Genomic DNA, 20337 nt, shown 5'->3' with positions numbered 1-20337 from the left:
GTTCACGCATGGCGGAGCGGCTGTTCAGCTTCCAGCACGGCCATGGCGGCGTTGTGCCCGCCGATCGCGCTGACGGCACCGCCGCGGCGGGCGCCGGATCCGCAGAGCAGGATATGCGGATCGTCCGTGGCCACGCCCCAGCGGCGCGCCGGCGTGTCCAGCGGGTCGCCGTCTTCCACGAACGGCCAGTCGAGCCCGCCGTGGAAGATGTTGCCCCGGGGCATGCCGACGTCGCGTTCGATATCCAGGGTGGTTTTGGTTTCGATGCAGGGGCGACCGTMCGGACCCGTCAGGAGCAGATCCTCTATGGGTTCAGCCAGGACGGAGTTCAGGGAGGCCATGACGGCGGACTGCAGTTCGGCCCGCCGGTCCTCGTTGTTCTGCGCCGTGACCAGCCGGTCCGGGACGTGCAGCCCGAAGACCGTCAGCGTCTGGGCACCTGCGGCCTGCAGTTCCGGGGACAGGATGCTGGGGTCGGTCAGCGAATGGCAGTAGATTTCGCACGGCAGCGGCGAGGGCACGGATCCGCCCGCGGCGCTGAGGTAGGCGGCGTCGAGCTGGGACCACGTCTCGTTGATGTGGAACGTCCCGCCGAAGGCCGCCTCCGGGCTGACGGACCCGTCCAGGAGCCGGGGGAGCCGTTTGAGCAGGAGGTTGACCTTGACCTGTGCGCCCTCGCGGCGATGGTTCGGGTTGTCGATGCCGGTGAGGGTTCCGCTGTCCCGGAGCCGGTCCAGGACCACCGGTGCCACATTGGAGAGGATCCACCGTGCGGAAGACGAGCGGTCCTGCCCGCCGTGGCGGTAGCCCACGACGCCGCCTGGCCGGACGGCCGTGACGTCCGCCGAGGTCAGGATGGTCGCGCCGGCGTGGCGGGCGGCCCGCTCCAGCTCACCGGACACGGCGCCCATGCCGCCGACCGGCACGTCCCAATCGCCCGTCCCGCCGCCGATCAGGTGGTAGAGGAAACAGATGTTCTGCTGCAGGTCCTCGTCGTCGGCCCGGGCGAAGGTGCCGATCAGAGCATCGGTGAGGACCACGCCGCGGACCAGGTCGCTGTGCAGGTCCTGGCCGATGGCATCTCCGATGGGACGTTCGATCATGGCGTCCCAGGCCGCGGACGCCCCGGCCCGGGCGGCGAGGGACCGCGCCTCGGACCGCGGCAGCAGCGGCGCGGTCATGGTGGGCCAAAGGGCCTCCGTGAGCTTCCGGCAGGAGGCGTAGAACGCGGTGAAGGCGCCGAATTCGCCGTCGGGCGCGCCGACGGCGGCGAAGGACGCCGCGGTGGCGGCCGCGTCCTCGTTGTCCACCAGCAGGGCCCGGCTGCTGTCCCGGGGGTCCGGGGTATAGGAGGAATAGCGTCGCCGCGCCAGTTCGATGCGCAGGCCGAGGTCATCGATGATTTGCTGCGGGAGGAGGCTTACGAGGTACGAGTAGCGCGAAAGGCGGGCGTCGACGCCGTCGAACGCGTGCGCTGAGACCGCGGCGCCGCCAGCGTGCTCCAGCTTTTCCAAGACCAGGACGTCCCGCCCGGCCTTGGCCAGATACGCCGCCGCGGCAAGGCCGTTGTGGCCGCCGCCGACGATGATCGCGTCAAATTCCGTGTTGCTCGACATGCGTCCATCCAACCATCCGGATCCGCCGTCGGGCGCGCKGCGTCCGGCCACCGGACGGGTACCCCGGAAACGCAAAAGGCCCCGGTCAGGGACCGGGGCCAAACGCGGAGACGGGGGGATTTGAACCCCCGGTGGAGTTGTGCCCCACACTTCATTAGCAGTGAAGCCCATTCGGCCGCTCTGGCACGTCTCCAATTGCTATTAACTAGCCAACCAAGGATACGCAGAAGGTGCCACACAGTGCAAAACGGCTGGTCCGGGACAACGCGGGGTCACCTACGGCCCATGATGGGCCGGATGTGACCCCGCGTTGCTTGTCGGCTTAAGGGAATGCGGGATCAGGCCTCMCGGCCGGCCAGGGCACGCCACAGGAAATGCTGGCTCCGGCTTTGCAGGGCCGCGGCCTGCCGGTTGTCGGACGCGCCCGCGTGGCCGCCCTCCAGGGCCTCATGGAACCAGACGTTCGGGATGCCCATGGCCTGCATGCGCGCCGCCATCTTCCGGGCCTGGACCGGCCCCACCCGGTCATCAGAGGTCGCCGTCCAGATGAACGTCTCGGGGTAGTCCACCCCGTCCCTGAGCAGATGGTAGGGCGAGAACGTCTTGATGGACTCCCACTGCTCCGGGTCGTCAGGGTCGCCGTATTCGCCGATCCAGGAGTAGCCCGCGGAGAGTTTGGTGTACCGGCGCATGTCCAGGAGCGGGACCCCGCAGGAGACGGCCCCGAACAGTTCCGGATACTGCGTGAGCATGTTGCCCACCAGCAGCCCGCCGTTGGAGCCTCCCACGCAGCCGAGCCGCTCGCGGGAGGTGACACCGCGGGAGATCAGGTCCTTCGCCACGGCGGCGAAGTCCTCATAGGCGCGGTGGCGGTTGCCCTGCAGTGCGGCGCGGTGCCAGGACGGCCCGTATTCGCCGCCGCCGCGGATGTTCGCCACCACGTAGACTCCGCCGCGGCGGTGCGGGGCCCCGCCCTCGGCGCCGGCGGACGCCGCGGTCCGCCGCTCCAGCCAGGCCCGGCCGACCGCCCCGCTGTAGGCCGGGGTCCGCGAAATCTCGAAGCCCCCGTAGCCGGACAGCTGGGTGGGGTTCTGGCCGTCCAGGACCAGGTCCTTGGCGCCCACCTGGAAGTACGGGATCCTGGTGCCGTCCTTGGAGACGGCGAAGTGCTGCTGGACCTCGTAGTCCGCCTCGTTGAAGAACGACGGCKAGGTCCGGATCACCTCGTGCGTGTTGGTGGCCCCGGCGCCGGAGTCACCGCCGCGGGTGAGCGTTCCCCGGGTCAGGGTGGTGGGGGTCGTGAAACCGGTGACGATGAGCCAGAAATCATTCCCGGCGCCGGGCGACTCGCCCTCGGACACCGAGGCGGCGCCGCCGGTGCCGTCGTCGTCCGTGCCTTCGGCGTCATCTTCGTCATCCACTGCGAAGGCGTTKACGTCGTGCAGGGGCGGGCAGGCGTCCAGGACGGTGGCCTCCCATGCCGAGTCCGTTCCCGGGCGCCGCGGATCCAGGACGTGGATCTCCGAGGACACGTCCCGGAGCAGATTCAGCAGCAGGAAGTCCCGCGTCCAGCTCCAGGACTGCAGGGAGGTGTGCGGGTCGGGCGTGAAGAGCACGGCCAGGTCCCGGCCGCCGGCGAGGAAGTCCTCGAAGCCGGCCGCGAGGAGGGAACCCGCGGGATATGTGGTGCCGTTGACCGTCCAGTCGCGCTGTGGTCGGAACAGCAGCCATTCGCGGTGCGAGCTCAAGTTCACGTCCGCGGGCACGTCGATCTGCACCCACTGGGCGTCGCGCAGCACGGAGGTGTTCTTTTCGAAGAAACTGATCCAGTCGACGGMAAACGTGCGTTCGAAGCCCGGCGTGGAGTCATGGGCCAYGATCGCCATCATGTGGTCCTCGGGGATGTCGAAGAGCTTCTCGGCCTGTGTGAGGGATTCGCCCCKGCGCAGCTTCACCCCGGTCCGGGCGTAGGAGGAGGTGGTCCGCGGCAGGCCGTCGGCCGTGGTGGCGACGAGCAAGGTGTCCGCGTCCAGCCAGGACGCGTTGCCCTTGCCGGTCGGGAGGTCGAAGCCGCCGTCGGCCGGGTCCACGAAGCCGCGGGCCTCGACGTCGAACTCCCGGTAGCGGTTCGCGTCGCCGCCGTCGGGGGAGAAGGCCAGCAGCGCCCGACGGTGCGGTTCGCCCGGGGCCGGGCGGAGGAAGTTGGCGCCGTGGAAGACCCAATCCTGGCCTTCGGCGGCGGCGAGGGCATCGACATCCAGGAGGACGTCCCATGCGGGGGTCCCGGACCGGTAGCTGTCCCAGCCGGTCCGCCGCCACAGCCCCTTGGGGTTGTCCCGGTCCTTCCAGAAGTTGTAGTACCACTCCCCGTGCTTGCCCACCATGGGGATCCGGTCGGTGGAGTCGAGGACCTCCAGGATCCTGTTTTCGAGGTCGGTGTAGTCGGCATCCTCGAGGAGTTCTTCGGTGCGGGCGTTTTGCTCACGGACCCACGCCAACTGCTCCTGGCCGTAGACGTCCTCGAGCCAGATGTTCTCGTCGATAGGTTCGGGTGCAGTCCCGGCAGCCGGGGCGGCACCGGCGGCTTGGCCGGACGCGGACGGGTGATCAGCTTCTGTGGCGGTCATTTTTCCATCCAAGAACATCGGTGCGGCAGTAGCAAGTCACGCGGCGGGTCCGGTCCGCGGCCAGGTTGCCGATACGCTGGATGGCGTGGGCATATCGCGAAGCATCCGGACGGCAGTGATTGGCGCCGGTCCCCGGGGCACGAGCGTACTCGAGCGGCTCCTTGCCAACCGGGCCGCCGCCGGCCTTGCCGGAACCCTGCACATTGACGTGATCGACCCGTACCCGGCCGGCCCCGGGCATGTCTGGCAGCCCGGACAGTCGCGGCTGTACCTGATGAACACGCAATCGTTCTATCCCACGGTCATCCCGGAAGACCCGGCGCTCGCCGCGCCCGTGGCCKGGCGCACCTTTGACCAGTGGCGCGACCTCCAGCAACGCCAGGCGGATCCGTCGCTGACCGACGCGGAGCGCGCCGAGGTATCCGKGCTMGGCCAGACGGACTTCCCCAGCCGGGCCCTGTACGGCCGTTACCTGCGCTGCACCCTCGAGGAGCTGCTCACCCGGCTCCCGGCCGGCGTCACCGTGGACTTCCACCCGGCGACGGCGACCTCCGTGCGCCATGCGGCCGCAGCGGGCGCTGACCCTGTTGCCGCACAGGATTCTTCGGTGCGGTTCGACGTCGTTCTCGACGACGGCACGGTGCTCACCGTCGACTCCGTGGTGCTGGCTCTGGGCCATCTGGACGCGCGTTTGAACGCCGAACAGCGGGAGCTGCTCACCGCGGCGGAGGAGCTCGGACTCCTGTACCTGCCGCCGGCGGCGCCCGCSGACGTCGACTGGTCCGTGGTGCCGGCCGGTGAACCAGTCCTCGTGCGCGGTATGGGCCTGAACTTCTTTGACGTGATGGGACAGCTGACGGAAGGGCGCGGCGGGCGGTTCCTGGCCGCGGAGGACAACGCTGAACTGACATACGTGCCGTCCGGCCGCGAACCTCTCATCATCGCCGCCTCACGCCGCGGGACCCCCTATCGGGCCAAGGCGACGCTCACCGGCTACTACCCGGGCTCGGTCCAGCTGCGGTACTGCACCGAGGACGCGATCGCGAAGTTCGCCGAGTCCGGCATCCGGCCGTCCTTCGACTTTGACCTCTGGCCGCTCCTGCACCGCGACGCGATCTGGGCCTACTACTCAACGCTCGCGCGCTCGCAGCCCGGTGCGGTCCTGACCGATCCGGCCGAGTTCCTGCGCGCCCTGGACGAGTCACTGCGGCCGCACGCGCATTCGACCGGCAAGTGGGAAAACACCATGGAATCCGTGGTCGCCATCCATGTCCGGGCAGCCCACCGTCTGGACTTGCTCGGCCTCGCAGCTCCCCTGGCCGGGCGATTGTTTGGCTCCCGGGCTGAACTGGATGCCGCCGTCGTGGACTATCTGCTCGACGACGCCCGGCGTTCGGCKCTCGGCGAGAACGATGCCGTGAAGATGGCCATCGGCGCCCTGCACCACGGCCGGGCGGTKCTCAAGACCGCTGTGGCCGACAGTGGCATCACGGACGAATCGTGGGTCGCGGGCCTGCGCGGCTGGTTCGAATCTTTCGTGGAAGGCCTGGCGAGCGGTCCGCCGGCGCTACGTGCCGCGCAGCTCGCGGCCCTGGCGCGCGCGGGGGTTGTCCGCTTCGTGGGCCCGGACCCCAAGTTCGGCGTGGACCGCCGCGCCCGKACGTTCATCGCGGCGTCGCCCTGGGTGGGCGGCGGCACCGATGAAAGCGTCGACGGCGGGTCCGGCGGTGTTCTGGGCGGCTCGGGGGGTGCCGGCGCGAGCTCCGGGACGGGGAGCGTCGTGGGCGGTGCCGGCCTGGGCACTGCCGTTGCGGGCGACTCCGCGGGAGGCTCCGTGGCGGCGTCGGCGATGATCGAGGCGCTCGCGCCGGCCAACCAGGTGGCCGTGAACGCCTCGCCCCTGCTGGAGCAATTGCTGGCCGAGGGGCTGGTGCGGCCGCGCCTCATGATGAGCGTGGAGGGGACCCCGGTGCAGACCTCGGGACTGGACGTCGTCCCGCATCCGTATCGGCCGCTCGGGGCCAACGGGTCCGTCACGGAGGGAATCTACGTGCTCGGGCTCCAGCTCTCCGCCGCGCAATGGGGCACGGCCATCGCCGCCGAGGCCCGGCCGGCGTCAGGCCCCGTCTATCGCAGCGGCCAGCGCACCCTGCGCGACGCCGACGAGATCGCCCGGGACATCCTGGGCCGCTGACACGCAGTTGCACGTCTCTGGCCCGCATCTGCCCCTCCGAAAAATGGACATGCCCTCCCGTGGCGCCGGGCGGTGGGCTCTTGGTGCTTATGTCCATTCCTGAGGCTTAGGGCTGGGCATGTCCCGTGTTGTGGCCGCGGCGTCCTGGCTCCGGGTTCCACCAGGACACCTCGACAAATKGACATGCCCTCCTGTGGCGCCGGGCGGTGGGCTCTCGGTGCTTATGTCMACTGCTGCGGGCCAGGGGAGGGCATGTCCCGTGATGTGGGCGCGGCATCCTGGCTCCTTGGGTTCCACCCGGACACCCTCGACAAATGGACATGCCCTCCCGTGGGGCCGGGCGGCGGACACTTGGTGCTTATGTCCACTGCTGCGGGCCAGGGGAGGGCATGCTCACTGCTGCGGGGCTACGAGAACCGGGCTACGTGCCCGGGGCCACGGAAGCCCGGGCCAAGGATTCAGCCCTTGAGGCACTTCCGGTAGGCGGCCATGGCTGTCCCGTAGTTCACCTGGCCCACGACGTCCGCGGGCCGCGTCGGCTTGACCGGCGGGACGCACTTCGGCGGGACGGGGGTGCTGGGCGCGACCAGCACCGCAGTCTTCACCACAGTGCCGGATTCGACGGCGGTGAGCACCAGGGTGCCCGTGCCGGCAGCCGCGCCTGCAGGAACCTTCACGTCCAGCGTGGCGGCGCCGCCGGACACCGGAACTGAGCCAAGGGACGTCACGGCACCTGCAGCATCCGTGAATTCGGCGCGCAGCGAGGTATTCACCGGGCTGCCCAGCGAGGTGAGGTCCAGCTTCGAAACCGCCAGGGTGACGGACTCCCCACTCTTGACCTCGGCCGCCGTCGTGTTCACGACCGCCACGGAGCGGCGTGCGAAGTCAGGCGAAACGGGGTTGTGGGTCTGCAGGTACTTGACCCACGCGTCGCGGTCCACCAGCCCGGAGTCCTTGGTGCCGGCACCTTCCTTAAAGATGCGGAAGTTGTCGCCGCCGGTGGCCAGGAAGTTGAACGTTCCGATCCGGTAAGACTGCGCCGGGTCAACCGGCGCACCGTTGATCCGGATCGAGGTGATCCGGTCACCGGCGGCGCGGGCGGCGTCGTAGGTGTAGTTCACGTTCTTGGAGAGGCCCAGTTGCTGGTAGGCGCGGCTGGGAACCGTGCCGTCCGGGTTGGTCTGCCACTGCTGCTCCAGCAGCGTCTTGAACTGCGCGCCCGTCAGGGACGTGGTCCACAGATTGTTCACGAACGGCAGGACCGCGTTGKCCTCGGCGTACGTGATGGTGCCGTCGGGCGCGTAGTACAGCTCGTTGCGCAGACCGCCCGGATTGACGACGCCGATTTGTGCGGCGCCGAGTTCCGGCGCCTTCAGCGCATCCACGAGGGAGTCGGCCACCAAGTTGCCGAGCGTGGACTCGCTGGCCCGGTCATCGCGCACGGCCGGGGAGCCGCCAAACGCCGTCGTGATATCCGCGGTGACCTTGCCGACAGGCTGGTTGCCCACCACGGCGGCGTCGGCCAGGGCCTTGTCCACGATGGACTTGACGGCGGCGACCCGCGGGTACTGGGCCACGAGGTCCGCTGCAGGCTGCACGGCACTCGTGGTGCGCTGGACGTTGCCGGCCTTGTAGCCGGTCACCGACATGGTCTTGGTGTCGACGATGAGCTGGATCTGGCCGATGAACTCGCCGTAGTTTCCGGTCTGGACGATCGGGCGGGTCCTGCCGGTGGGCTGGCCCGCCGAATCCAGGACCGGCGCGTCCCAGGCGTACTGCTTGTGGGTGTGGCCGTTGAAGATCGCGGCAACATCCGGGGTGACCTTCTGGACCATCTTGGCGAAGGGGCCGCCGGCGGCGACTTCCTGTTCCAGGGTGGCGCCCTCGGGCGCACCGGACCCGGCGCCGTCGTGGTTCTCCACGATGATGACGTCGGCGACCTTGTCCGCCTTGATCTTTGCCGCGACCCGGTTGATGGCGTCGACGGGATCCCCGAACTCCAGGTCCGCGATGCCCGACGGCGTGACGAGCGAGGGCACTTCCTGGGTCACGGTGCCGATCACGGCGACCTTTACGCCGTTCATGTCCAGGACCGTGTACTCCGGCAGGACCGGTGTGGTGGTGCCCTTGGCATAGACGTTGGCGCCCAGGTACGGGAATTTCGCGTTGGTTCCGCCGGCGCTGACGCGGTCGCGCAGGTCCGCCCAGCCGCCGTCGAACTCGTGATTGCCCACCGCGGAGGTGCGCAGGTCCAGCGCGTTCAGCACGTCGATGGTCGGCTGGTCCTTGGCGATCGCGGAGGCGAACAGCGAGGCGCCGATGTTGTCGCCGGCCGAAATGAACGCCGTAGCGCCCGGTGCGGCGGCGGCGCGAAGCTTCTCGAWGGTCCCCGCGAAGAACACGGTGTTGGAATCGATGCGGCCGTGGAAGTCGTTGATCCCGAGGAAGTTCAGCTCAACGCTGGCCGGGGTGACGGGCAAGTTCAGGCCCACCACCACTGGATCGTGATCGCTCGCCCGGAACTGGTCCGGCGTGTAGTAGTCGGTGACGTTGTTGTTGTAGCGGCTGTACTCCAGCGCCACGGACTCCACGGAGTTGATGTTCCAGATGTCGGCGCCCGTGACCGCGGCGTTGGCTGCGGGGGAGGCGAGGATGTGGTCCAACGAACCCACAAGGCCGCCGAAGAGGTAGGAATGCTTGGCGGAGCCGTCGGCGTTCTTCGCCTTCTCATCCTGGTTGACGTAGCCGGCGCCCGTGAGGACGTTGATCGGGTCCTCCTTGGCATAGGAGTTGAAGTCGCCGATCAGGAAGACCTTGTCCGTGCCCTTGGACTTCTGCAGTTCATCGGAGAACGCCAGCAGGGACTGCGCCTGGGCGGTGCGGGCAAGGTTCGAGGCGCCCTGGCCCTTGTCGGTGTMATCCGGCGTGGCGGCGGAACCCTTGGACTTGAAGTGGTTGGCGATCGCGATGAACTTCTTGTCATCGGCGGCGCCGACGGGCTTGAAGACCTGGGCCAGCGGCTTGCGGGCGCTGGCGAACGCGACGGTGTCGTTGTGGATGATGGACTCGCCCACCGGTTCCGCGGTGGCCTTCTTGAAGATGAACGCGGTGCGGATCATGTCCTCGTCGGCCAGCGGGGGTGCGTTGGCGGGCGTGCGGACGTAGTCCCAGATCCCGGGCGTGGCGATGTTCAGGGCGTCGACGAGCTTGGCGAGGGCGTCGTCGCGGTTCTTGCCGAACTGGGCCGAGTTCTCGACCTCCATCAGCGTGACGACGTCGGCCCCGGATTTCGAGATGGCGGCGACGATCTTGTCCTGCTGACGCTTGAAGTTCTCCGCATTCGCGGCGCCGCGGACGTCGCAGCCGCCCTTGACGGTGATGGGGTTGCCGTCCCGATCCGGGTAGAAGGTGCAGCCTGCCACCTGGTCGCCCGTGGTGGGGAAGTAGTTCAGCACGTTGAAGGAGGCGAGCTTGAGGTTGCCGCCGACGGCCGCCGGGGAGTCCGCGCGGGTCGCGCCGAAGCTTGCCGGCTGCACGGTGTCCGCGTTGGCGGCCGTGAGCTGTGTCAGAGGCTGGAACTTCCAGGCGTTGTTCGCGTAGCTGAGCACCACATTGGTTTTGAACGTCACCGGCGCGCCGACCCGGACGTGGTCGTCCGTGGTCAGGTACGGGAGCACCTGCGCCTTCGTGGCGGCGTCCTTGAGGAAGTTCGTGGTGGCGCCGTCGTCGAGCTTGATGCCGCGGGCGGCATTTGCCGCCACAGAGGCGGTGTATTCCGCGGAGCCGAAAGGCGCGACGGCGGTGGGCTGCTCCAGCGCGGTGGTGCCGCCGGCCAGGCCGATCTCGCCGTACTGGTTCAGGGAGAAGTTGTCCGCCACGGTGACCGGTCCCTGCGGGGTGAGCAGCATGCCTTCGAGGGACTCACGGAACGCCTCGTCGGCCGGGAGGGCGAAGCCGGTGGCCTTGACCTCCGGGGCGGCCTCGGTGAGCTTCTTCAGATCGGCTGCCGCGGCAACGGTCAGCTGGGTCATTCCGAAGAATTCGCTGACGGCGCCGGTGAGCTCGACGTAGTCACCGATCCTGACGGAGTCCACCGTGGAGGGCGAGTAGACGAACACAGCGTCCGACGCCGCGTGGTTGKCCGGCGTGAGATCGCCGCCGGTGCCGGCGGTCTGGACGTAGTAGCCGGCGAAACCGCCGGTGGGGAACGTCGCGGTGACCCTACCGCGCGTCGTGACCGTGGACCCGGCYAGCGGGCTGGCCGCGCCAGTGCCCTGGATTTCGGCGATGGTCTTGGTGGCCGGGGGCGTGCCGGGGTCCGCGGGCGGGTCGACGGGGCCGGGATCTGCGGTGCCGTTGGCAGACTTAGGCGTGATGGCCCMGTTKAGCGCGAGGTCGGCGGAGTTGTTGTTGGTGTCCGCGCCGTTGCTGCGGTTCAGGCTCTTGACGTCGGTGTTGCCCGACGGCGCCGCGGCCGCCTGGGTCTCGAAGGTGTTCGACGTGCCGTAGCCGAGCACGTCCGCGACGTTGGCCGGTTCAATGACCGAGCCGGTCAGCAGCGGGTTGAGTGCGTTGGACTGTTTGGCCAGCACGATCGTGCCGCCGCCCCCGGCCGGGTTGAATCCGGTGGCGGTGGAGTCCGCGGCCGGGAGGTCCGCGCCGGCGGTGCCGTTGCTGCCGCCCTTGAGGAGGTAGTACCCCTGGGCGGGGATACTGCCGCTCAGGGCTGCAACCGAGCTCGGCGCTCCCGTGCCTGTGGCGGAGCGGTACTGGAGGGACCAGCCGTCCAGCGAAACGGGCGCGTCGGAGCTGTTGTAGAGCTCGACGAATTTGTTCTTGAAGGCGGCGCCGGAGCTGCCGCCGCTGAGGTAGGCCTCGTTGATGACCACCGGTGACGTTCCGGTTGCCGCCGGGGAAGCCTCCACGGCATGTGCCGGGGCTGCTGCCAGCGGAGCCGCTATGAGCGCCGCCGACAGGGCTGTGCCCAGCACTGATTTCCAGGGTGTTTGTTTCATCCGCTCTAACTCTCATTAGGGTGCCCCGGGTAAAGGGCAGGGTGCAGTGCGTCCGCCGGGTACAGCGGACAGTGGCCGGCCTGAACTCCTGGTCAAGTCGTGCCGGGCCCATCCAAACAGGGGTGAATGAACAACGTATGGATTAAGCGTGCATTCGGCGGGACGTCCCCCAGCGAGACGCGCCGCAGCCTTCCCGGAGCGGCTCGAAAGCCCCGGGCAGCGGTGACTGATGATGCAGGTGAGCGGTGTCCGGGTGCCTCCACCGGGCGCTCCACAGCAGAATACCGGCCAGTAGCCCTCGGGGAAGGGACTGGCCGGTATTTCTTACAACAATTTTTGTAATTAGGTGGCTGAGGCCTTTCGGCCCCGCCTGTCGGGGAGACCGGGGTTAGCGGTCCCGGGCTCCGGGGCTACGCGTCCGCGGCGGGCTGAGCTCCCTGGCCGGTGTCAGCCACGATCTTGAACATCGCTCCGGTGGGGTCGGCGAGCGTGGCGAGCCGGCCAAAGGGGGTGTCGTCCGGCCCGTCGACCACCGTGGCGCCGAGGGAGAGGGCCTGTGCAATGGTGGCGTCGGCGTCCTTCACGGCGAAGTAGACCTGCCAGTTGGAAGGAACTTCGGCCGGCAGATAGGCCGAAGCGTCCATGATCCCGGCCTTKGCTGCTGGCCCTGCGCCCAGCGTGGTGTAACGGAATTCCGGGGTGTCGCTCATGACGTCGGTGTCCCAGCCGAACACGTCCTGATAGAACTTGACGGCGGTGGCGTAGTCCTTGGTGTGCAGTTCGTGCCAGGCCGGTGCGCCCGGTTCGGCCGCCAGTTCGAAGCCCTTCATCTCGGCCGGCTGCCACACGCCAATCGACGCGCCTGTGGCGTCCGCGATCATGGCCATGCTGCCCTGTTCCGGGACGACCATGGGCTCCATATAGACCTGCCCGCCGTGCTCCGTCGCAGCCTTGACGGTGGCCGCAGCGTCCTCCGAGCGCAGGTACGTGGACCACATGTCKGGCCAGGCTGCCTGGTCCGGCCGCTGCTGCATCATGCCGGCCACGGACTTTCCGTCCTTCGAGGCGGTGATGTAGCCGCCGTACTTCTCTTCGTCGCCGGTCTGGAAGGTCCAGCCGAATAGCGCGCCGTAGAAGGACTTGGCCTTCTCGGCGTCCGATGTCATGAGGTCGATCCAGCATGGTGCGCCGTTGGAGTGGTCGGGTGTGGGCATGGGGACTCCTGCTCTCTGTGGCGGCACTGGCATCGTCGTGCGGCCGCCGGACTCGTGTGGGTGTTGGAGGCGTTGTGATTGAGACGAACTGGTGGAGACACAGCGAGACTATGACGGGGCCCCGACACTTTCAATGGGGAGGCTGTCCGCGGCGCAAATAGCAGCACACGTGGCGGCACTCAGCCCCGTGCTCCGCTGCGGCCGCCGTCGTGCTCCCCGAGCGGTCAACTGGCGGTCAAGCACCGCCGCAAACGCGCACCACGCCCGCCTAGAGTGACGCGTAGAGCCTGCCGGTTGATGTCAACGTGCCGTCCAGTTTGAACAGTGATGACGTGCCCATTTGGGGGTCGTTGATGGGGCGGTTCTTCCACGCGAACCTTTCCAMGTACGGTAGCTTTCGCATGCCCGCGACGGTCTCGCGCATGAACCTCTCGACCATCGGGCGGGTGAACTCGTTCTTGTGGGTCTTGGAGACATTCCAGTCTGCGACGGCGTATTCGGTGACCCAGACGGGGCGCTGGTACTTGTCGTGGAGGCGGGCTACCTTCCTGAGGAAGTCTGCGGTGTCCGGCCAGGCGTAGCAGTGCATGGTCATGAAGTCGACGCGCAGGTTTTCCCGCTTGACCCGGAGCATGAACTGGTCGAGCCACTTGGCGTCCGGGCTGATCGTGGCCGGAGACCCGAGCCGCAGCCCGGTCGTCTGCAGCAGCGGCCACAGCCGGACGGCTTCATCGACGGACATGTTGGCCTGGAGCGGGTGGTCGGGTTCGTTGAAGCCGAGGAGGTTGGCGGTTTTCGTCTGGCCCAGCTCCCGGTTCACAAAGCCGAGCGCATCTCGTTGGAGCAGTCTCCTGCCGTCCTTGATCATCGGGACGAAGGGTTTTCCGGTGTAGGTCCGCGTGGCCTGCCAGGTGTAATACCAGTCGGGGTTGAGGCCCTTTATCTGCCTGAACGACAGGGCGTCACGGCCGCCGTTGGATGCGCCTTTGAGGGCCCGGGCAGGAGTGGCCGCGTTAGCCGAGCCGGCACCGGCTGCCATCAGTCCGGGGACCGCCAGAGCGGCCAGCGGGAGTGTGAGAAAGTGTCGGCGTTCCATGGGTTCCTTTATCAGGTCGTGGGGCGTTCTGCCTTGGCCCMGCTGTTCGATGGGCCTTTCGCTTCAGGTGTCAGCTTTTGTACGCCGGGTAGCTTGCGCGCAGGCGCGCCAGCGCCATGGTGTATTTCGTCCCTGCTGCCGCGAAGGCAGTGACGGTGGCCGCCAGCCGGGTTCCGTTGCCGGCTACGGTCCGGGCGTATTTGGTGCGGAGGGCAGAGGTGCTGGCTTTGTAGTCGGCCACGGCCTTGGCGTGCGCGTCCGCCAGCTGGGCCCGTTTGAGGCTGTAGTCTGCCTGGGATTTGGTGTACCCGTCTTTGAGGGCGGCGACCCGCGCGTCCCGGGCGGGGGCTTCCTTGGCGTAGGCGTTCTTGAGCTGGGTCCGGGCCTTCTTGTAGTCGACCCTGGACTGGGTGTACGCGTTCTTCAGGGCTGCGATGCGGCCGGACTTGGCGCGGTATTMGCCGTCGTGTTGTGCCGCCAGCTGGGCTCGTGCGGMTGCGTAGGCTGCCTTGGATCGGGTGTACCCGTCGCGGAGCGCCTGGATGCGGGCGTCCCGGGCGGGGGCCTCTTTGGCGTAAGCGGCCTTGAGGGCGGCGATTTCAGCGGCGTAGCTGGCTGCGGCTTTCGCGTACGTCGCTTTGGCCAGGTCCTTCGCTGCGGTGGTTTTCGCTGCTGCGTATTCCTTGGCGGAGGCGACTTTCTTCGCGGAGAGCGTCGTGTTGGCTTTGGAGACCGCCGCGTCATAGGTCGCTCTCGTGCTGGCGTATTTGGCGTATTCGTTGGCGATGGCTTGTTCGAGCGCTGGTTTGACCCGGTTATTCGCCTCGGTCAGGTCGGCGACGGCCTTGGCGTAGGCCTGGGTCTTCCGGTCGAAGGCAGCGTTTTCGGCCGCGATAGCGGCATCCAGGGCGGGCCGCTTTTTGTCTTGGGCGGCGGCGAGATCGTCCATGGCTTTGATGTGCTCGGCGGCTTTCTGGGCGTACGCCGCCTTCTCCGCTGCCAGAGCCCTGTCGAGCGCGGGCTGTTGTGCGCTGTTCGCTTTTCTCAGGGCCGCGGTCGCTTTGTCGTAGGCCGCGTTTGTGGCGTCAATGTCGGCTTTTTTGGCCGCAAGTGCTTTGTCCAGGGTGGGCCGGAGGCTCGCCTGGTAGGCGTATTCGCTGGCCTGAGCGTCAACGAAACGCTGGGCGGCGGCTTGGTAGTCAGCCGCCAGGAGGACGAAGGATGCATTGTATGCGGCCCTGGTCATGGGGGCTGCCGTGAGCGCGGGGACCGCTGTGCCTGCGGAGCGGGTTGCGGTTGTTTGGGTGGCAGCGCCGGCGGCTGGAGACACCGCCATGGCACCAAAGGTCAGCGCAAGGCTGAGGCCAAAGATGCTGGTGATGCTGGTGGTGTTCTTCTTCACGAGGCTGATCGTACCGCCCAGCTTTGCGTTTTGGGCATCAGGGTGCTATTCACGCGGAAAGAATGCGCTGATCTTGCGGCATGCAAAGCGAAACCCTCGGCCACAATGCCGGACGAGCGAGCCGGGAGACGAGTGAGGCCGGCTGGGACAATCTCTCGATTGACTCAACCGGCCTCTGAACCGCGCAAAATTTGCGCTAACTGCATCGCGCAGACTCTGCGCTCCCGCGGAAGGTAAGAGATTCGAACTCTTGGTACGGGGTTACCGCACACTGGTTTTCAAGACCAGCTCCATCGGCCGCTCGGACAACCTTCCTTAACGAGTAGTCTTTCATAGGCAGTCGGCTGCCACAAAAAACGCGCTGCGCTTGCGGACGCGTATGGCTCCCCGCCATATTCTGGGGAGAGATGTTGATCGGACCTGGCGATCGCGGCGCAGGTGCGCGGGGCCAGTTAGGAATCGGGAGTGCTCCATGAAGGCTGTCTATATCTCTGAGCCCGGCGGACCCGAGGTCCTGGAGGTCCGTGAGGTCGAGGCCCCGGTGGCCGGCCCCGGCGAGGTTCTGATCGACGTCGTGGCCGCGGGCCTGAACCGTGCGGACGTCCAGCAGCGCAAGGGGTTMTACCCGCCGCCCCCGGGCGCCTCCGAGATCCCCGGGCTGGAGGTCTCCGGCCGGATCGCGGGCTTCGGCCCGGGCGTCACCAAGGCGTTCTCGGTGGGGGACAAGGTGGTGGCGCTGCTCTCCGGCGGTGGCTACGCCCAGAAGGTTGCCGTGCCCGCGGGGCAGGTTTTGCGGATTCCCGACGGCGTGGACCTGGTCACTGCGGCGTCGTTGCCGGAGGTCGCGGCCACCGTCTATTCCAACCTGATCATGACGGCGCAGCTGCAGCCGGGCGAAACCGTCCTCATCCACGGAGCCACCGGCGGTATCGGCACCATGGCCATTCAGCTGGCGAAAGCCGTCGGCGCGCGGGTGGCCACGACAGCCGGCAACGCGGAGAAKGTAAGCACTGCCAAGGCGTTCCTCGGTGCAGACATCGCCATCAATTACGCGGAGGAAGACTTCCCCGCGAGCCTGCGCGCGCAGAACGGCGGCAAAGGGGCGGACGTCATACTCGACGTCGTCGGCGCCAAGTACCTTGGGCAGAACATCGAGGCGCTCGCCGACTACGGGCGTCTCGTGGTGATCGGGCTGCAGGGCGGGGCGAAAGCGGAACTGGACCTGGGGCAGCTGCTGCGCAAACGGGCGGCCATCATCGCCACGGCCCTGCGTCCCCGACCGGTCGAGGAAAAGACCGTGATCATGAACGCCGTCCGCGATGCCGTCTGGCCGATGCTGACCGACGGCAGGATTCGGCCCCTCGTGGCCAAGACCTTCCCGCTGGACCAGGTCGCCGCCGCGCACACCTACTTTGATTCAGGCGACCACGTCGGCAAAGTCCTGTTGGTCATGTAGCGCCGGGCTCGCGCCGGACGCTGTGGACTAGACGCCACGGCGCCGCCKGGTCTTAAGCCGCAGGTCAAACCGCAGGTCGGGAACGACTTATTCCGTCAATGGCATGCGCCGTTTTGCTGTCGGTCCTTGAATGACGATAATGTAATTCCATACGCGGTATACACGCGTCTTGGGGCGCGTGTATGCTGTGTGGTTTCCTGACCTCCGGGAGTGCCATGTCTATCCGCCACAGTCTCCTCGCCCTCTTGCAGGACCGGCCGCGCTACGGCTACCAGCTCAGGACCGAGTTCGAGGACCGCACGGGGGCATCCTGGCCACTGAACATCGGGCAGGTCTACACGACCCTAGACCGGCTGGAACGCGACGGACTCGTCCAAAAAGACGGCGGCGACGGCGACGGGCACATCATCTACAGCATCACCCCGGCCGGCCGAACCGAGGCCCGGGAATGGTTCGCGCTCCCGGTCTCCCGCGCGAACCCGCCCCGGAATGAACTGGCCATCAAGCTCGCGCTCGGTCTGACGATTCCCGGAACCGACGTCGGCGCCATCATCCAGGCCCAGCGCGCCGTGTCTATCCGGGCCCTGCAGGAGTACACCAAGTCCCGGCGCGACACCGCCGCCCTCCAGCGCCCGGCCGATACCGCCAGAGTCCTGGTGCTGGACTCCCTCATCTTCCAGACCGAGGCCGAAGTGCGCTGGCTGGACCTCTGCGAGGCCCGCCTGATGCAGCTCAGCAACCCCCCGGCCTAGCCCCGCACCCGGACTAGCTCCAGCATGGCCTAGCCCCGCTCCCGCCGGCCGCGGCCACGGGCCGAGGCGGCCCCATGGGCCCTGGCCCAGCCACGCCCCCGGACCGTTCACCGCGTCCGGCCGACCGCTCGTCGCGCGGACTGCACCGCCGGGCGCAGGTGCGGCCCCGGGGCGCGGCCGCGTTGGTAGGGTGCMGGGGGGCAGTTCTGCACCGGTGGACTGCCCAGCTGGGATTCTCGAGGAGGAGACATGGGCACAATGCCAGACGGCACACAAGGCGACAGCACACACAGAACCACGCAAGATGTCAGCACGCACGGAACAGTACAGCTCGACGACGGGATCTTTCCGGACCCGTCCCTTCCCCCGACGTCGGTGGATGACTCGGTCCGCGACGCCGCGGATCGCACATGGACCCCCGCCAGGATCGCGCTGTKGGCGGCCATCGCCCTGCTGGGCGGCGTCGCCTGGTTCATGCTCGCTATCATCCGCGGCGAGACCGTCAACGCCATCTGGTTTGTGTTCGCGTCAGTCTGCACCTACCTGATCGGCTACCGCTTCTACTCCAAGGTCATTGAGCGCTACCTGCTCRAGCCCAACKACCGCCGTGCCACCCCGGCCGAATACAAGGCCGACGGCAAGGACTACGTCCGCACAGACCGCAACGTCCTCTTCGGCCACCATTTCGCCGCCATCGCCGGCGCCGGCMCGCTGGTGGGCCCGGTCATCGCAGCCCAGATGGGCTACCTGCCAGGCACCATCTGGATCATCCTCGGCGTCGTTCTGGCCGGTGCCGTCCAGGACTACCTCGTCCTGTTCTTCTCCATGCGCCGCGGCGGCCGCTCCCTGGGCCAGATGGCCCGCGAAGAGCTTGGCGTGATCGGCGGCACCGCCGCCCTGGTCGCGACGCTGCTGATCATGGTGATCATTGTCGCCATCCTCGCCCTGGTGGTCGTCAACGCCCTGGGCGAAAGCCCGTGGGGCGTCTTCTCGGTGGGCATGACCATTCCGATCGCCCTCTTCATGGGCGTGTACCTGCGCTACATCCGGCCGGGGAAGGTCATGGAGGTCTCCATCATCGGCTTCGTGCTCCTCATGGCCGCCATCATCGGCGGCGGCGCCGTGGCAGGCACCGACTGGGGTGCCGCGTTCTTCCACCTGGACAAGGTMACCATCGCCTGGGGCCTGATCATCTACGGCTTCATCGCCGCGATCCTTCCCGTCTGGCTCCTCCTGGCACCCCGCGACTACCTCTCCACCTTCATGAAGATCGGCGTGATCGTGATGCTTGCTCTGGCGATCATCGTGGTCCGTCCCGAGATCACCGTCCMGGCGTTCAGCGAGTTCGCCAGCCGCGACAACGGCCCGGTCTTTTCCGGTTCGCTGTTCCCGTTCCTGTTCGTCACGATCGCCTGCGGCGCCCTGTCCGGCTTCCACGCGCTGATCGCGTCGGGCACCACGCCGAAACTGATCGAAAAGGAACGCCAGACGCGCCTGATCGGCTACGGCGGCATGCTCATGGAATCCTTCGTGGCCATCATGGCCCTCGTGGCCGCCATCTCCATTGACCGCGGCATCTACTTCGCCATGAACGCCCCCGCGGCGCTGACCGGCGGCACTGTCGAAACCGCAGCCGCGTGGGTCAACAGCCTGGGCCTGTCCGGAGTCAACATCACCGCCGGCGACCTTGCGCAGACGGCCAAGGACGTGGGGGAGCAGAGCATCGTGTCCCGCTCCGGCGGCGCGCCCACGCTCGCCGTCGGCCTGGCTCACATCATGCAGCAGTTCATCGGCGGCACCGCAATGATGGCGTTCTGGTACCACTTCGCCATCATGTTCGAGGCACTGTTCATCCTCACGGCGGTCGACGCCGGTACCCGGGTTGCGCGCTTCATGCTGCAGGACTCGATCGGCAACTTCCTTCCGAAGTTCAAGGAGCACTCCTGGCGTCCGGGGGCGTGGCTCTGCACCGCCATCATGGTGGTCGCCTGGGGTGCGGTGCTGCTGATGGGCGTCACCGACCCGCTCGGCGGCATCAACACCMTGTTCCCGTTGTTCGGGATCGCCAACCAGCTGCTGGCGGCCATCGCCCTCTCGGTCTGCCTGGCCATCGCCGCCAAGCGCACCGCCCTGAAGTATCTCTGGATCGTGGCGGTGCCGCTTGCGTTCGCCGCCGTCGTGACAATCACGGCGAGCTTCTACAAGATATTCTCGCCCGTTCCGGCAGTGGGCTACTTCGCCAACAACGCAGCCTTCGCCAAGGCGCTTGCGGACGGCAAGACCTCCTTCGGCACTGCCAAGACCCAGGCGGCGATGGAGGCCGTGGTGCGCAACACCATGATCCAGGGCTGGCTGTCGATCATCTTCGTGGTGCTGAGCATCATCGTCATCATCACGGCCGTGATTGCAACCATCAAGGCCCTGCGGAACACGGCGGCGGGGCTGCCGAACGCCGAGCACGAAGACCCCGCCCAGGCCTCCCGCGTCTTCGCACCGGCAGGGTTCATCCCCACCCCGGCGGAGCGCGAACTCGTAGCCGAGTGGAACAGCCTTCCGGCCGGGCAGCGGCTGGAAAAGTCCGGACACCACTGATGCGGAGCCGGCCATGAACGTGGTAATCGCCGGGTTCCGGGGGATTGCCGGGTATCTCAGCGGGGTGCTGGGCGCGGATGCCTACAAGAAGTACTTGGAACACCACGAGGCCTCCGGTCATGCCGGTCCGCCGCTGACAGAGCGGGAGTTCTGGCGTGACCGGACCGACCGGCAGGACACCGCGCCTCAAGGGCGGTGTTGCTGAGGCGGTGTTGCTGAGCGGGTGTTGCTGAGCCGTTTTCTTGAGTCGCCGCTGCTGAACAGGATGTCGTGACGTGCCCGGTGGTGGCGGGCGGCACATGCCGCTGACCGRCCGAATGCGGGACGCAGTCAAGGATCCGGGGGAGGGGCGCCGCCGGGCACAATCGTGTCC

11 protein-coding genes and 2 tRNA genes are annotated in these 20337 nt (G+C 67.7%); 5 read left to right on the top strand and 8 right to left on the bottom strand.

Annotated features, from left to right (window positions below; genetic code table 11):
- Positions 1-2: 2 nt before the first annotated feature.
- From AC1DBQ_RS09610 to AC1DBQ_RS09600, 3 genes are all read right to left on the bottom strand, one after another.
- The gene (locus AC1DBQ_RS09610) at positions 3-1616 is read right to left on the bottom strand and encodes a phytoene desaturase family protein (protein WP_476928283.1); all 1614 of its coding nucleotides are present in this window, start codon (positions 1614-1616) and stop codon (positions 3-5) included.
- A gap of 105 nt (positions 1617-1721) precedes the next feature.
- Positions 1722-1809, bottom strand: a tRNA-Ser gene (locus AC1DBQ_RS09605).
- Positions 1810-1954: 145 nt separating this feature from the next.
- Positions 1955-4243: a prolyl oligopeptidase family serine peptidase gene (locus AC1DBQ_RS09600; protein WP_476928282.1), complete on the bottom strand. Its 2289-nt coding sequence runs from the start codon at positions 4241-4243 to the stop codon at positions 1955-1957.
- An 85-nt stretch (positions 4244-4328) separates the two neighbouring features.
- Here AC1DBQ_RS09600 and AC1DBQ_RS09595 point away from each other — a divergent pair, with 85 nt between their 5' ends.
- Positions 4329-6437 (top strand): FAD/NAD(P)-binding protein, encoded by a 2109-nt coding sequence (locus tag AC1DBQ_RS09595; RefSeq protein WP_476928281.1) that lies wholly within the window; start codon positions 4329-4331, stop codon positions 6435-6437.
- A 458-nt stretch (positions 6438-6895) separates the two neighbouring features.
- Here the strand turns inward: AC1DBQ_RS09595 and AC1DBQ_RS09590 are convergent, their stop codons facing one another.
- From AC1DBQ_RS09590 to AC1DBQ_RS09570, 5 genes are all read right to left on the bottom strand, one after another.
- Positions 6896-11452, bottom strand: coding sequence for an ExeM/NucH family extracellular endonuclease (locus AC1DBQ_RS09590; protein WP_476928280.1), 4557 nt, complete (start codon positions 11450-11452; stop codon positions 6896-6898).
- 410 nt (positions 11453-11862) lie between these two features.
- Positions 11863-12666: a VOC family protein gene (locus AC1DBQ_RS09585; protein WP_476928279.1), complete on the bottom strand. Its 804-nt coding sequence runs from the start codon at positions 12664-12666 to the stop codon at positions 11863-11865.
- A gap of 268 nt (positions 12667-12934) precedes the next feature.
- The gene (locus AC1DBQ_RS09580; RefSeq protein WP_476928278.1) at positions 12935-13762 is read right to left on the bottom strand and encodes a glycosyl hydrolase; all 828 of its coding nucleotides are present in this window, start codon (positions 13760-13762) and stop codon (positions 12935-12937) included.
- A 70-nt stretch (positions 13763-13832) separates the two neighbouring features.
- Positions 13833-15164 (bottom strand): hypothetical protein, encoded by a 1332-nt coding sequence (locus AC1DBQ_RS09575; RefSeq protein ID WP_476928277.1) that lies wholly within the window; start codon positions 15162-15164, stop codon positions 13833-13835.
- 227 nt (positions 15165-15391) lie between these two features.
- A tRNA-Ser gene (locus AC1DBQ_RS09570) sits at positions 15392-15479 on the bottom strand.
- 157 nt (positions 15480-15636) lie between these two features.
- On the opposite strand from AC1DBQ_RS09570, the gene AC1DBQ_RS09565 reads away from it, so the two are divergent.
- The 4 genes from AC1DBQ_RS09565 (at position 15637) to AC1DBQ_RS09550 (ending at position 20169) form a co-directional block, all read left to right on the top strand.
- Complete coding sequence (locus AC1DBQ_RS09565) at positions 15637-16620, top strand: NAD(P)H-quinone oxidoreductase (RefSeq protein WP_476928276.1); 984 nt, start codon at positions 15637-15639, stop codon at positions 16618-16620.
- A gap of 215 nt (positions 16621-16835) precedes the next feature.
- Positions 16836-17372 (top strand): PadR family transcriptional regulator, encoded by a 537-nt coding sequence (locus tag AC1DBQ_RS09560; protein WP_476928275.1) that lies wholly within the window; start codon positions 16836-16838, stop codon positions 17370-17372.
- A gap of 249 nt (positions 17373-17621) precedes the next feature.
- On the top strand, positions 17622-19964 hold the full coding sequence (locus AC1DBQ_RS09555) for a carbon starvation CstA family protein (protein ID WP_476928274.1): 2343 nt from the start codon (positions 17622-17624) through the stop codon (positions 19962-19964).
- 13 nt (positions 19965-19977) lie between these two features.
- Positions 19978-20169: a YbdD/YjiX family protein gene (locus AC1DBQ_RS09550; protein WP_476928273.1), complete on the top strand. Its 192-nt coding sequence runs from the start codon at positions 19978-19980 to the stop codon at positions 20167-20169.
- Positions 20170-20337 lie beyond the last annotated feature (168 nt).

The organism is Arthrobacter sp. 10T413_2, assembly GCF_056394205.1.
The sequence above is the reverse complement of the archived record's forward strand: the minus strand, read 5'-3'. Positions and strand labels throughout refer to the sequence as shown.